Origin of the sequence: Sorangium sp. So ce367, from assembly GCF_051520455.1 — a bacterium.
In the GTDB taxonomy this organism is placed as follows: Bacteria; Myxococcota_A; Polyangia; order Polyangiales; family Polyangiaceae; genus Sorangium; species Sorangium cellulosum_B.
The window spans coordinates 5225994-5240124 of sequence record NZ_CP150334.1 but is presented as its reverse complement, the minus strand read 5'-3'; the positions used below and the strand labels follow the sequence as shown (position 1 = coordinate 5240124).

Sequence of the window (14131 nt, the reverse complement as noted above, 5' to 3'; positions counted from 1 at the left end):
GATCACGCAGGACGATATGACCGACATGACCGTTCCTTCTCCCCCTGCCGCAGTGGCGGGTGAAGCGCAGACCGGCGACAAGCCCCAGCCGCCGCCTACCTTCGATGTGCTCCCTCTGTCGTCCGAGCTGCGCGAGACCCTCGCGGAGATTGGCTACGTCCATCCGACGCCGGTGCAGCTCGCCGTGTGGGAGCCGGTGACGCGCGGGCGCGACGCGGTCGTGCAGGCGCGCACCGGCACCGGCAAGACGGCGGCCTTCGGGCTCCCGATCGTCGATCATGCCGTGAAGCGCTCGCTCGCGCAGGCGCAGGTGCTCGCGCTGTGCCCGACGCGGGAGCTCGCGCTCCAGGTCTCGGCGGAGGTCGAGCGCCTCGGCAAGCGCAAGGGCATCAAGGTGGTCGCCGTCTACGGCGGCGCGCCGATGCAGCGGCAGATCGACGCGCTCGCCGCGGGCGCGCAGGTCATCGTCGGCACGCCGGGCCGCGTGCTCGACCACCTGCGCCGCGGGACCATCGTCGCCAAGCACATCCGGCTGCTCGTGCTCGACGAGTGCGACGAGATGCTCTCGATGGGCTTCGAGCGCGAGCTCACCGCGATCCTCGCCGAGCTGCCGCCGGAGCGGCAGACGCTGCTGTTCTCGGCGACGCTCCCGCCCGACATCGAGCGCATCGCGCGCAGCAAGCTGCGCTCGCCCGAGTTCATCACCCTCTCGGGCGACGCCGTCGGCGCGCTCCAGATCCAGCACTTCGTCTACCTGATCACGGGCGACAAGCTGACCTCCCTCGTCCGCATCATCGAGGTCGAGAACCCCGAGAACGCGGTCGTCTTCTGCAATACCAAGGACGAGACCGAGGCGGTCGCCGGGGCGCTGAAGCGCCAGGGGTACGACGCCGACTGGCTCAACGGCGATCTGCCGCAGTCCGATCGCGAGAAGGTGATGAGCGCGACGCGCGAGGGGCGTCTGCGCTTCCTCGTCGCCACCGACGTGGCCGCGCGCGGCATCGACATCTCGCACCTCACCCACGTCATCAACTACGATTTCCCGCAGGACGCCGAGGCGTACGTGCACCGCACCGGCCGCACCGGCCGCGCGGGCCGCACCGGCACGGCGATCGCGCTGATCACGCCGCAGGACGTCGGGCCGCTCTACATCCTCCGGCTGACGTACAAGATCCGCCCGCTCGAGAAGCAGCTCCCCACGGAGGGGGAGCTCAAGACGCGCGCCGAGGCCGATCTCGTCGCGATGCTCGCCGAGGCGTTCCTGTCGAAGGGCACGCACCGCGACGATCTCTCGCTCGCGCGCCGGCTGCTCACGCACGACCAGGCCGAGGCGATCGTGGCGGGCCTCCTGCGCGATCACCTCGGCGCGCGGCCGACGGCGCAGGAGGAGGCGAGCGCCGCGCGGCGCGCCCAGCAGCCGCAGCGCGCGGCGGCGCGCGAGAGCGAGGGGCGCGGCACGGATCCGTCGACGAAGCCCGAGCCCGCGGCGCGCGGGCGGGCGGCGCGGGATGCGCGGGAGGCGATCCCCCGCGCGGCCGACTCGGCCGAGCCGCGCTCGCCCGAGACGGAGCGCAGCGAGCGCGAGCGCGAACGCGAGCTGGCGCGCGAGGGCGATCGGGACCGCGGGCGGGAGCGCGATCGGCGATCGCTGCGCCTCCGCCGGGACGAGGGGCGGCGAGGCCCTCGCGGCGCGGACGCGCCCGGGGGGGAGGAGCCGCGCCGGCCCGAGGGGGCGCGGGCGCGCGACGACGGCCCCGTCTCGGTCGAGCCGCTCACGCGGCCGGAGCCGCTGATGCGGATCGAGCCGCCGCGAGCCGAGGGCGGGTCGGGCCGCGGCCCGGCGGAGCGCCTGCGCGATCGGCCCGCTGCGACGCTGCTGTCGGCGCGCCGCGGCGCTGGCGCCGCTGGCGCCGCGCCGGGCAGGCCCCAGGGCGGCGCGTCGGGACAGCCGTTCTCGCGCCACGCCGACTTCACCATGTGGCAGCCGCCCGAGGAGGAGGGCGACGACGAGCCGATCCTCGGCGAGCCTCCGTCTCCGGCGCCCGGCTCGCCGGTGTCGCGCGGCGGCGAGCGCGAGCGCGCGAGCAGCGCCCTGCCGTCGGCCACCGGCGAGGCCGCGGTCGAGATCGAGAGCGGCGAGGCCGGCGAAGCGCCGCGCGCCGAGCCCTCGCGCGACGAGGCGGACGGAGAGTTCGTCGAGGTCTTCATCAACCTCGGCCGCCGCGACGGCGCGCGCGCGGCCGATTTCCAGCGCGCGCTCATCGAGCGGGGCGGGATGGCCAAGGGGGACATCCGGCGCATCCGGGTGCGCGAGCGCAACGCGTTCGTCAGCGTCCCGAAGGCCGAGCTCGCGCGGGTCGTGGCGACGCTGAACGGCGCGACGATCGCGGGCAAGGAGGCGCGCGCGGAGCAGGCTCGGGAGCGCACGTCAAGCGCCGAAGAGGTGGCGGAGGACGCCTGAGCGCGGGTCGCGCGGGCCGGCGCAAGAGCGTCTGTCCGCTGCCACATGGCGGCGGAGCGGGCTCCACGCGGGCGTTTCAAGCGGTTCCGCGCGGCGCAAGACACCGCCTGGCGGCGCAGGTCGATGGTACGTCGGTGGGGGCTTGCGTGCGACGTCGTCCAGGCGTCGCCGCTCGGCGCGCAACGCGCTAGCCAAGCTCGCCCACTGGTCGTATCACGGAAGGGATGGGGCGCAGTGGAGCGGAGGACATCGACCGGCTTCGACGGGACATCGATCGAGCGCTTGCTGACAAGCTCGATGCGGACAGGGTGCTCCCGCTGCTCGCGCGCTTGGCCCGCGCGACGGCGCCCGGGAGCGAGCCGTGGCTCTACGCGCACCGCCACCTCGCGGAGATGGGCGTCGAGCACGATCCGTGGCGCGCCGCGCTCTTCGCGCGCCGCGTGCTGCAGTTCCACGAGGAGGACGACGGCGCCTGGGCGGTGCTGGGCCTGGCGCAGTCGCTGCTCGGCAACTACCGCTACGCCGCGCGCGCCTACGAGCGCGCGCTGGCCATCGCGCCCGAGAACCCCTGGTATGCGCACAACCTGGGCCACCTCTACGACGTCGCGCTGAACCGCCCGCACGACGCCTTGCCGCTCCTGGCGCAGGCCACCGAGGCGCAGACGGGCGAGGCCGACATCGCCGCGAGCTACGCGCACGCGCTCGCCCGATGCGGCAAGCTGGTGCTCGCCAAGAAGATCTTGAAGCGCGCCATCCGTCACGGAGCGACCGCCGACCAGATGGCGCTGTGGCGCTGGCTCGACGCGGGCGCCCCGACCACGGGCGAGAGCGGCCCAGACCCTCAGCGCCCGGCCGACTCGAAGCGCAAGGCCAAGCGACGGCGCGCTCGCGAGCGTCAGAGCCTCGGCGATTGAGGTGGAGCGACCCGCGCGCAGCGGTGAGCACGCAATCCGCGCTGGTGACCAGCGCGCGTCGTAAGGGGGGAACCTCACGTGAGCTTGGACCCTCTCCATCCGCACATCCGAGGAGCGGAAGCAGGAGGTGCGCGCCGACCGAGCTCGGCTGCGCTGCGGCGCGGCATAAGCTGCTGCTGGCGTGCTCGATCGTGACGCGGGGCACGGGCGCGGTTGTGCGGGCACGGGCTACCTCGGCTGGGCGACGGTGGATGCCGTCGCCACAAGCGACACGCATGGCTGACGCGAAGCTTGACGGTGGGTTGCCCGGTTGGCGATAAGCTGTGTTTCTCGACTGGTGCTGGACACGGTCCCCGCTTGGGACAGGGCACCCTGCGAGGAGAAGAAATGAGCGTCACGAGCGTGCAAAGGACGGACAGGACGGCGAAGAGCCACGCGCTCTCCGCGGCCGTCTCGTTTCGCCCGCGCGGCTCATCCTCCCGGCGCGCGCATCTGGAGCAATCCTGCGAGGGGATTCGCCGCGCCGCGCACCGGAGGGACGCGCTGCCTGGCGCCACGCACGGCGCGCGCGGGCTTACGACGGGGAGTTCGCGATGAGCGAAGAAGCTCTGCGGCAAGAGATTGCGAGGCTCACGGAGCGCGTCGCGACGCTCGAGCAGCAGATCGAGGGGCACGAGCGCGCGGCGAAGGAGCAGGCCGCGCAGCTCGACCGGGCGACGCGCGAGGCGCGCGAGCGCGGCGAGCAGCTGGCCCGAGCGGACGAGGAGCTGCGGCGACAGGCTGGCATCTTCAAGCTCGTGCTCGACAGCATGGCGGACGGCGTCGCCGTCGTTGACGACAGGGGCGAGCTCCTGATGCGCAACCCGGCCGCGGAGCACATGCTCGGCCGCGCGCCGCTCGACCTCACCTCGGCGGACGACGTGGGGCCCGGGGACGCCACGCTGTTCTTCCCCGATCGCGCGACCCCCTGGCCCATGTCCGAGCACCCGCTCTCGCGCGCGCTGCGCGGCGAGACGGTCGATCAGGTCGAGCTCTTTGCGAGGAAGTCCGCCGACCAGGACGCGCGGGTCGCCCGCCGATCCAACGGCATGGCGGGCGGCGCGATGCCGACGCTCGCGCCCACCGCGGGGCCGCAGGGGGACGACGTCGAGCCGCGGTCGGTCCGCGTGCCGCCGGTGTTCTCCGAGCCGCGCATCGAGACCGGCCCGGTGTCCGGCCTGTTCCTGACGGTGAGCGCCAGCCCGATGCGGGGCAAGGACGGGGCGATCTCCGGCGCCGTCGCCGTGTTCCGCGACGCGACCGAGAAGAAGCGCCTCATCGAGGATCTCGAGGCGAAGAACCGCGACCTCGTGGAGAGCGAGAGCGCCAAGGGCGAGCTCGTCGAGCGGCTCCGATACGCGATCGACGAGATCTCGACGCCCATCCTCGAGCTGTGGGACGACGTCCTCGCGCTGCCGATCATCGGCGTCGTCGACTCGCGCAGGAGCGCCCAGATCATGGAGCGGCTGCTCGACGAGATCGTCCGCCGCCAGTCGCGCTACGTCATCATCGACGTGACGGGCGTCGAGGTGATCGACACGCGGACGGCCGACCATTTCATGAAGCTGATGAAGGCGGTCGAGCTGCTCGGCGCGCGGTGTCGGATCACCGGGGTCAGGCCCGCCGTCGCGCAGACGATGGTGGAGCTCGGCATCAACCTCGGCACCGTGCGCGCCGCGCGCAACCTCAAGCATGCGCTGCGCGAGAGCATGGCGCTCGCCGGCCAGAAGCCGACGCCCGCGTCCCTCATGGGGACCCGCCGCGGCGCGGCCAAAGACAACGAGAAGCAGACAGGACAGCCGTTCACACCTGGCGGCCCTCGGGCCGCCTTCGATCCGTCGGGCAGCGGTGCAATGACCACGACACAGCTGCAGCTCAGCGCGAGGAAGGAGACGTCCACTTGATGCAAGCGGGTAGGGTCCCCATCGTGGGCCTCTTCGGGAACTTAATCGTCTCGGTGCAGGGCGGGCTCACCGACGGCCAGGTGGAGCAGCTGCGCGACGACGTGACCGGGTCGATCGAAGCGCGATCGCCCCGCGGCCTCATCGTCGACCTCTCCGGTGTCGAGATTCTCGATAGCTATCTCACCCGCGCCATCCGTGACATCGCACTCACGGCCCGGCTGATGGGCGTCCGGACGGCGGTGTGCGGCTTGCGTCCCGCGGTCGCGATCGCGCTCGTGGAGATGGATCTCGAGATCCCTGGCGTGGTGACGGCGCTCAACCTGGAGCGCGCCGTCGAGATGCTCGCGCCGTCCGCGGAGGACGACATGATGCCGCCGGAGCTCACGAACGAGGTGTCGCATGAAGATCCCTCCTCGTGACGGACCGCCCTCCAGCGGCGGCGCCACGGGGCCGCCGTCGAGCCGGTCCAGCGGACCGGTGTCGACGCGCTTGCCGGGTACGCCTCAGTCGGGGCGCGGCCCCGTGCCGTCGTCTCCGCAGATCGTCGGCCGCTCGATCACCGATCAGATCGAGACGGTGCTGGCGCAGTTCCTCTCGCCCGCGGTGAGGAAGAGCGTCATCGACTGCGGGATCCGGCAGGCGAAGGTCGATCCGCTGGTCGCGCGCGAGGGTGATCTCCGGCGCCTCCTCGTCGAGGTCAAGCGCGGGGTGAAGCTGTTCGTCCGCGACCAGGCGCAGCTCGATCGGTGCATCTCCGAGCTCGGTGAGCTCGATCACGCTGCCCCTGCGCCGCGCGAGATCACCATCGATGTGCGCAACGAGGAGGACGTGCTGCGCGCGCGGTCCGCTGGCCGCGAGCTCTGCATCGAGCACCTCGTCAGCGACGTCCTGCAGACGAAGATCGTCACGGCGATCTCCGAGCTCGGGCGCAACATCGTCAGGTACGCGGGCAGCGGGCAGGTCGTCGTCCGCTCGCTCACCTCGCCGATGCGCGCGATCGAGATCGTCGCGCAGGACAACGGGCCTGGGATCACGAACCTGCCGGAGATCCTGAGCGGCAAGTACCGCTCGCGTCACGGTATGGGCGCGGGCCTCCGCGGCACGAAGGCGCTCATGGATGCGTTCGACGTCAAGACGGCGCCCGGCGCGGGGACGACCGTGACGGTCAGGAAGTACCTCGGATGACGGTCGCCATCGGGACCGCGTGCTGCGTCGCCGCCGGCGAGGAGATCGCCGGCGACGAGGTGGTGGTGGTTCGACATTCCCCGTGGGTGCTGATCGGCCTCGCCGACGGGCTCGGTCATGGTCCCCACGCCGCGCAAGCGGCCTCCGCGTTCTGCCGCTACGTGGAGGACCACGCGTCGATGCCGCTCGAGGATCTCTTGACCGGGGCAGGGGAGCAGCTCGCGTCGACGCGCGGGGCCGCGGCTGCGCTCCTGCGCATCGACGAGAGCGTGGGCGAGCTCGAGTTCTCGGGCGTCGGCAACATCGCGATGAAGGCGATCACGCGGACGGCCATGCCGAGCTTCTGCTCGGCGGGGATCCTCGGGCGGCGCGTGCGGCGGCTCCGCAGCTTTCGCTTCCCCATATCGCCTGGCGATGTCGTCCTGCTCCACTCCGACGGGATCTCCAGCGGCTTCGATCTCGGCGCGTTCCGCGACTTCGATCCCGAGGAGATGGCGCGCCGGATCGTCGACGCCCACAAGAAGTCGTTCGACGACGCCACGTGCGTCGTCGCCGTGGTCCGCGACAGGGGCGCGGCGTGACCCAGCGGTCCCCGCCCGCGTTCAGCATCCCCGTCACGCGCGAGGAGGATCGCTTCGCCTGCGCGGCCGAGGGCGCGCACATCGCGCGCTGGGCAGGGCTCTCGGAGCGCGCCCAGCACGAGCTCGCGATCGCGATCGCCGAGCTCGTGTCGAACGCGGTGCGCCACGGCGGCGGCGGGAGCATCAGCATCCGCGCGATCCGCGATGACACGCAGACGGGCGGCGGTCGGTGGGGCGTCGAGGTGATCGTGCGCGACTCCGGCCCAGGCCTGGACCCGAAGCTGGCGCTGCTCGAGGACGTCGGGCCGAAGAGCGATCGCGGCCCGTCCTCGTCGAGCTCTGCGCGGCTGACGCCGAGGATGCCCGGTCAGGGGCTCGGCGTCGGGCTCGGCGCCGTGCATCGGCTGATGAGCTCCGTCATCATCCGTTCGTCGCCCGGCATCAGCACCGAGATCATCGCCGTCAAGTGGAAGTGAGCGGCGCCCCGCGCGCCCACGCGGCGCGGCGGTCGTGGCGAGGAGCGCCTCGCTCGATCAGTTGAGCTCTTTCTCGGTCAGCTCGTTCTGCTCGGCTTCGAGGAACGTCGCGGTGATCTCGCGCTCGAGCGCCAGGTTGATCTCGCGCTCCAGCGCCTCGATGCTGCCCGCGAGGCGGGCGACGTTGAGGGCGTAGACGAAGACCCGCGCGCACGGGTGGATCTCGGCGCTGCCGCGGAGGCCCCGCTCGCGCTCGTCGGCGTTGAGGCCGTCCAGGAGGACCAGCGCGCGGGGATCGACGCCCTCGGCGACGAGCTCCATCCCGGGCACGTCGGAGATGTAGAGCTCCGCGCCCTCGACGTAGCGCCGGAGCACGGGGTTGAGCGCGGCGACCGTCTTCTGGGCCAGCGTCACGAAGCCCTCGCGGCTCGGCGCCCAGGGGGGCATGCCCAGCTCGACGTCGAGCTCGCGGGAGCGAAGGAAGGCCTGCGTCGCGCCGCGGACATCGCCCCGCTCGTCGCGGATGAGGCCGAGGTAGTAGTGGGCCTCGGCGTGCCGCGGGTCCTTGAGCGCCGCCTCCTCGATGAGGGCAGCGGCCTTGTCGGCCTGGCCGATCTCGTAGAACGCGCGGCCCACGAGGAAGGTGTGGTTCGGGTTGTCGTAGGGGCCCTCGGGGATCCTCGCCGCGACCTGGGCCGCCTCGTCGAGATCGCCCTTGCCGAGGAGCGCGTCGAACTTCAGGAGGAGCGCGTCGATGATCTCCTCGTCGACCTCGGCCAGATCCAGCGCCTGGTCGCACATCTCGATCGCCTGGTCGAAATCGCCGAGCGGGTGGATGTACACCTCGGCGGCGTTGAGCATCGCCTCCAGGTAGGTGTCATCGAGGGCGATCGCCTGGCGGTACGCCTCGATGGCCTCCTCGCCCTCGCCCTCGAGGGCCGCGACGAAGCCGAGCAGGTTGTGAGCCTCTGGCGAGTTCGGATCTAGCTCGAGCGCCCGCCGGGCCGACGCCTCTGCTCCGCGCGTGTCCCCGCGCTGGACGAGATCCCACCCGCGGTCGAGGTGCGCCGAGAACTGGTCCATGGCGGCTCCACAAGTGTGCGAAGGGGAGCCCCGAGTCAAGAGGGAGCCCTGTCAAAGCGACCGTTCGAGCTATTCCGAGCACGGCCCGCCCGGATTTCCAGCGACTGGCGCAGGCAGGACGCCAGGCGGCCAAGCCCGCTAGGCAGGTCTAGGCGAGGCGAGGCGAGGCGAGGCGCGGCTCCGGCGCGCGCGGCCCGCTCACTCGTGGATGGACACGAGCGTGCCGCGGTTCTCCGGCGTGGCCCAGACCCCGTGCCAGCCGCGCGGGAGCCTGGGCTCGCTCCAGAAGAAGACCTTCTTCGCGTCGAGCGGCGAGAGGTTCACGCAGCCGTGGCTCATCTCCCGGCCGAAGTTTCCGTGCCAGAAGGCGCCGTGGAGGGCGTACGAGCCGTCGTAATACGCGACGAACGGCACGTCCTCGATGCTGTACGGCAGATCGCCCGCGACCGTGCCGTCGCCGTCCATCGTGGTCGCGATGTGCTTCTCGCGGATGCGGAACACCCCCGCGGGCGTGGGGTGGTCCTTCTTCTTGTCCTTCGAGCGCCTCCCCGGCGAGACGAGCGCCGCGAAGACGGGCTTGTCGCCCTCGATCGCGACCAGCGTCTTGCGCGACAGGTTCACGTCGATCCACTTCTCGCCCGGCGCGAGATCCGGCGGCGGGGCGCCGAGATCGGTGTACGTCCCATCGGCGCCCTTCATCCACCAGCCCTCGGTGGTCTTCCGGTACACCGTCGACTTGTGGGTGTGGCTCTCGCCCGTGAGGCCGAACGCCGCGAAGCGCTCGAGCGAGCCGGCCACGGAGACGGACTTCTTCTCGGCGTCGAACTGGTACTTGCTCGCCGACTTCGCGAGGATGAAGCCGACGGACTTCGCGCCCTCGGGAAAGTCGATGCCCTGCGAGGCCGGCGGCTTGATGATGTACATGCGGTCGCTCGGCGCGACGAGGCCCGCGGTCGTCTTGTACCAGCTGCGGCCGTTCCAGCCGAAGGTCTTGTCGACCGCGACGAAGAAGCCCTTGACCATCCGCTTCGCGACCGTCGAGTCGGCGTCCTTGTCGAGATCGGCGAGCGTGACGTTGAGCGGCCTGCCCTTCTCGTCGACGTTCTCCCACCAGGGCTTCTCGGGCTCCTCCTCGACCGGCGCCGGCGCGATGCCGAGCGACGCGGCCGCGGCGACGGCCGCCGCCTTGTCCTCGACTGCAGCCGGATCCGCGGCGACGGCGGCCACGGGCGCGGGGCTCGCGGCGGCCTCGGCGCTCGCCGCGGCGCGAGCGGCGGCCGCCGCGGCGACCTCCTTCTCGGTCTCCTCGTAGAGCGCCTCGGCGCGCTGCTTCTCCTCTTCCTTCCGCTTGCGCTTCGAGGACTCGAGGTACGGCTCGTAGCGCGTCATCTCGTCCTTCGAGGGGACGGAGCGGTAGAGCGGCGTGCCGTGGGTCGTGTTGAAGGCGTACTTGTACGGGAGGACCTCGTCGAGGTTCGGCGGCGTGATGCCGAGGCGGACCTGCGGGTTCGACAGGTCCGTCGTGGCCGACCTCCCGCAGACGTAGCCGCCGTCGAGGAGGCGGTACCAGCCCTTGGCGCAGCTCCCGCCCTTGATCGGCTTCGGATCGACCGGCACCTTGCCGCCGAGCCGGATGTAGCCGAGCCGCTGCTTGGAGAACTCCATCGTCGGATAGACCGCCGCCTGCGGCACGATCGAGCCGAGCAGCGGCCCCGTGTACGGCTTGTCGGGCGCGGGCGGCTCCGGAGCCTCGGAGGGCGCGGCGGTCGGGGCCTCCTTGGGCGCCTCGGCGGACGCGGCGGCGCGCGCCGACGACGCGGGCGCGGGGCGGGGGAGGGACGACGTCCGCTCGGGCGGCGAGTCGCCTTCGGTGGAGGGGCCGGGAGGGGCCTCGCCCTGGCAGCCGCTCGCCCACGCCGCGGTGCCGGCGAAGGCCGCCGCGGCGACGAACCCGAGCACGCTGGACACGAGCGAGGTGCGCGCGACGCCGCGTCCGGCGCCCGGCGCCGGTTGCGGGTTCCGCAGGTCGTCGGTGCGGACATTGCCGCTGCCGTGCGATCGTGCGGGGTCCTTCTGCCCGCGGGGGCCGGGCGCCTGAGAGCGGTTCATCGCATCCACAGCGTTGGGCGAGGACCGGCCTTCCCGATCCTCGCGGTCTGATGATCGACCCGTAGGGTCGGGTCGGCTCGGCGGTCTTAGTACCTGGTCACTCACGTGTCGATCCACTTCTCTGCGGAGCGCGCGCCCCTCGAGCTGACGACGGCGGACGCCGGGGCAGGCGGCATCGCATGACCATCGCTTGAGCGAACGACGTGCCACGAAGCCGCGACGCGCGGCGCGGGCGCGCTCCGGGGCATGGATGCCGTTCGGACGGCTGCTGCTAGGGTACCGCCGTGGCGGAACGGACCCCGGGGCGTGGCTTGAACAACACGACGGAGGCCCAGCGCGTGGGCCGTGGCACCGCGGTCGTCCCGCTCGTTCGCGCCGCATCCAGGCGGGCGCTCGTCACCGCGGCCGTCGTCGCGGCGCTCCTGCACCTGCCCCTGCTCCCGACCCCGCTGTTCGCGTGGCTCGACGCGATGTTCGCGCTCCGGGGCGAGCTGGCCGACTACGACGCTGGCGAGACGATCGTGCCGATCGATCTCGATCTCCTCGCGGACGACCCCAGCGCGGTCGCGGCGGCGCCCTCCGCGAGCGGCGGCGAGGGGGCGCCTTCCGCGGCGGGCGCCGCAGCGCCGGCGACGCCGTCGCCCGCGACGCCGCCCGCCGCGTCGGCGAGCGCCTCGCCGGAGGCGCCGGACGCGGGCGCGCCCGAACGGCCGCGCCGGAAGCCGCCGGGCGACGCAGGACCGGACGCGTCTGGCGATGGGGGCACGGAGAACGACGGCGACCACCCGAACCTGCGGACCCCGCTGAGCGCCGCGGGCGCGCCGGGCAAGCTCGCGTCGAAGGACCCGAACGTCCAGGTGCTCATCGCCGGCGACCGGCTCCGCAACCACGAGCTCGGCGCGTGGTTCGGCCGGATCCTGACGACCATCCCCCAGTGGCAGTCCTTCTTCAGCGACACCGCCGTCGACCCGATCCGGGACATCGACCACCTCCTCATCGCCGGGCCGCAGCTCCGCGACTCCAGCAAGGTCGTCGCCGTCATGGACTACCGGGCGCCCGAGGAGACCATGCGCGCGGCCGTCGACGTCATCGTGCAGCGGTCGAACGGCGCGTGGATCGAAGACGCCCCCGTCCCCGCCGCCCGGGCCACCGCCGACCGCAGCAAGCGCATCTTCGCGATGGTCCCGGACCGGCGGCTGCTCGTGGTCCTTCCCGCTGCTGAAGAAGATCAGCTGTCCAAGTTGAAGACCATGAAAGGATTCAACAAATCTTCGGCGGCAGGCATCGTCATCTCGATGCTCACGCCCGCGAACGCGTTTCGCGGGGTCCAGGCGGTCCCGCGCAGCCTCGCCTGGATGCGCCTCACCGTCACGCCGACCAAGGACGGGGGCGCGGACCTCGCGCTCACGGCGGGCGATGAATCCGCTGAAGATGCGCTGGTTCACGCGCAGGAGCTCACGAAGACCTTGAACGCGATCCGGACCATCGACCTGGGGATCACGAGGATCGATGTGGTGGATGAGATCGCCTTCAACACCGACGGGAAGGTCATCTGGTCGAAGCTCCACGTCACGAACCGGCAGCTCAAGCTGATCATGGGCTTCGTGGAGAAGGCGCTCCTGGAGCAGGGCGGCGCGCGGAAGCCGTAGCGCGCGGGGCGAGAGCGGCTGCGCCGGGGCGAAGGCGGTCGGGCCGGCGCCAAGGGGGCCGTGCCGGGGCGGAGCGCGGCCCGGGCCGCGCGGAACACTAGCCAAAGCGGCGGCGTTCAGTTAATCCGACCAGCCCGCGCCGATGACGCCCGAACACTCTCCGTACGCCGTGCTCGATGAGCTTGCCGGACACCCCCGCGGCGACGACCTCGCGCGCGTCGTCCACACCGCGGCCTTTGCCGCCGCGGACGAGCGGCGGACGACCCTGGAGGGCGGCCTCGCGGAGCTCGTCGACCGAGCGGGCCTGTCGAGCGCCGACGCGGAGACCCGGTTCGGCAACGTGGTCCGAGCGCTCGAGCGCGGCACGAGCGAGGGCGCGGGGAGCGCGACCCGTGTGCTCCTGGCCACGCTGCTCGCGCGCGGGGTCGCGCTCTCGCCGCCCGACGGGCCGGAGGCGGAGGGCCGCGTCGCCGAGGCGCTCGTCTGGCTGGCGACGTACACCTCCGTCGACGCGCTGACCGCGCTGGACGCCGCGCTGGGCGAGCGGGCCGCGGGCCTCTGGCGGTCGATCGCCGCGCTGGTCCGGCGCGCTGACCAGGGCGCGCTGCCGCAGCTCGGCCGGGCGGGCGCCATCATCGCCGCGGCGGCGCTTCGGGGGAGCGCCTCGCCCGACGCGCGCGCCGAGGCCGCGGCGCTGGTGGACGACGTGCGCGATCCGATCGTGCGCTCGCTGCTGCGCGACGCGCTCTCCCCCGGCAGGCGGCCGAGCCGCGCGCCGAGCGCCAGCGGGGCCGCGCAGGAGGGCGCCGGGGCCGCCGGGGACGAGAGATGGGCGCCGGAGCGCGACGGCGGGGCGACGGCGCGGCTCGCGGGCGAGCTGTCACCGCCGCCGCGCGGGCCGGTAACGCTCGTGCTGCTGGCGGCGACGGGGATCCTGCTCGTGATGCACGTCCTCCGGCTCGCCGGGCGGTTCCTTCTGCGGTACCGCCGGCCCGCCGCGCTGGAGGTCGGCCCGAAGGGCGTGACCGTCCGGAGCCGGACCGAGCTGTTCGGCCGGACGCTGAAGGAGCGGGAGACGTACATCCCGGTCGAGGCGCTCCTCCGGGCGACGCGCGAGGTGCGCTACCCGCGGCTCGCCCTCTACGCGGGGCTCGTCGCGCTGGGGCTGGGGACGTACCTGGGCGTGTCGCTGCTCGTCGACGGCGCGCGCGCGGGCTCCCCGGAGCTGCTCGGCATGGGCGCGCTCGTCTTCGCCTTCGGCGCGGCGCTCGACTTCGGGCTGTCGCACCTGGAGACGGCGACGCGCGGCCGCTGCCGCGTGGTGCTCGTCCCACGGAAGGGCCCGGGGGTCGCGCTCGCGGGGATCGAGCGCGACGCTGCGGACCTCGCGCTGGGCAAGCTGCCGCGCGCCTGAAACTTGGCCGGATCGCGCCGCCTCCGCTAGGCCGATCGGGCGAGGTGATGGCGATGCGCTCGAAGACCGAAGCGATGGCGGGGCTCAGGCGGATGCTGCACGACATGCTGACCGCGCGGGAGGGCGGGGAGAGCGCTCCCCGCCTGGCACGGGTGAAGGGCTGCGTCGACGGCGCGATGCGCGCGCTGCTCGACAGCGGGCAGGTGACCCGGCAAGAGCTCCTCGATCTCGTGGCCGCGGAGCGCGCCCGCGTGAGCGGCCCGGCGACGGCGGAGATCCGCGCGGTGCCGCTGAGCGCCTGACGGCGCGGCGGCGC

Annotated in this window: 12 protein-coding genes; 10 read left to right on the top strand and 2 right to left on the bottom strand. The window is 72.8% G+C overall.

From position 1 onward, the window contains the following. Positions 1 to 25: 25 nt before the first annotated feature. The 7 genes from WME97_RS19940 to WME97_RS19910 all read left to right on the top strand — a co-directional run bounded on the left by WME97_RS19940 (position 26) and on the right by WME97_RS19910 (position 7560). Entirely contained in the window at positions 26 to 2461 is a 2436-nt protein-coding gene (locus tag WME97_RS19940) for a DEAD/DEAH box helicase (RefSeq protein WP_437553941.1), read from the top strand. Positions 2462 to 2685: 224 nt separating this feature from the next. Next, the gene (locus tag WME97_RS19935) at positions 2686 to 3375 is read left to right on the top strand and encodes a tetratricopeptide repeat protein (RefSeq protein WP_012236244.1); all 690 of its coding nucleotides are present in this window, start codon (positions 2686 to 2688) and stop codon (positions 3373 to 3375) included. A 593-nt stretch (positions 3376 to 3968) separates the two neighbouring features. After that, positions 3969 to 5318 (top strand): STAS domain-containing protein, encoded by a 1350-nt coding sequence (locus WME97_RS19930; RefSeq protein ID WP_437553939.1) that lies wholly within the window; start codon positions 3969 to 3971, stop codon positions 5316 to 5318. 23 nt (positions 5319 to 5341) lie between these two features. Continuing rightward, a complete protein-coding gene (locus WME97_RS19925; protein ID WP_157906757.1) occupies positions 5342 to 5737 on the top strand; it encodes an STAS domain-containing protein in 396 nt (131 codons plus the stop codon). Beyond that, entirely contained in the window at positions 5718 to 6503 is a 786-nt protein-coding gene (locus WME97_RS19920) for an anti-sigma regulatory factor (protein ID WP_437300664.1), read from the top strand. Before WME97_RS19925 ends, WME97_RS19920 begins: the two co-directional genes overlap by 20 nt. Beyond that, the gene (locus tag WME97_RS19915) at positions 6500 to 7084 is read left to right on the top strand and encodes a SpoIIE family protein phosphatase (protein WP_437553936.1); all 585 of its coding nucleotides are present in this window, start codon (positions 6500 to 6502) and stop codon (positions 7082 to 7084) included. Before WME97_RS19920 ends, WME97_RS19915 begins: the two co-directional genes overlap by 4 nt. Further along, entirely contained in the window at positions 7081 to 7560 is a 480-nt protein-coding gene (locus tag WME97_RS19910) for an ATP-binding protein (RefSeq protein ID WP_437300662.1), read from the top strand. Before WME97_RS19915 ends, WME97_RS19910 begins: the two co-directional genes overlap by 4 nt. A 57-nt stretch (positions 7561 to 7617) precedes the next feature. On the opposite strand, the gene WME97_RS19905 is transcribed toward WME97_RS19910, so the two are convergent. Together WME97_RS19905 and WME97_RS19900 are read right to left on the bottom strand one after the other, a co-directional pair. After that, on the bottom strand, positions 7618 to 8643 hold the full coding sequence (locus WME97_RS19905; protein ID WP_437553934.1) for a tetratricopeptide repeat protein: 1026 nt from the start codon (positions 8641 to 8643) through the stop codon (positions 7618 to 7620). 198 nt (positions 8644 to 8841) lie between these two features. Next, positions 8842 to 10752, bottom strand: coding sequence for a L,D-transpeptidase (locus tag WME97_RS19900; protein WP_437553932.1), 1911 nt, complete (start codon positions 10750 to 10752; stop codon positions 8842 to 8844). 284 nt (positions 10753 to 11036) lie between these two features. Here WME97_RS19900 and WME97_RS19895 point away from each other — a divergent pair, with 284 nt between their 5' ends. From WME97_RS19895 to WME97_RS19885, 3 genes are all read left to right on the top strand, one after another. Further along, complete coding sequence (locus tag WME97_RS19895) at positions 11037 to 12401, top strand: hypothetical protein (RefSeq protein ID WP_437553930.1); 1365 nt, start codon at positions 11037 to 11039, stop codon at positions 12399 to 12401. A 142-nt stretch (positions 12402 to 12543) separates the two neighbouring features. Beyond that, entirely contained in the window at positions 12544 to 13815 is a 1272-nt protein-coding gene (locus WME97_RS19890) for a hypothetical protein (RefSeq protein ID WP_437553928.1), read from the top strand. Between the two features lie 53 nt (positions 13816 to 13868). Then, positions 13869 to 14117 carry a hypothetical protein gene (locus WME97_RS19885; RefSeq protein WP_437553926.1) on the top strand — a complete coding sequence of 83 codons (249 nt, stop codon included), beginning with the start codon at positions 13869 to 13871 and terminating at the stop codon, positions 14115 to 14117. Positions 14118 to 14131 lie beyond the last annotated feature (14 nt).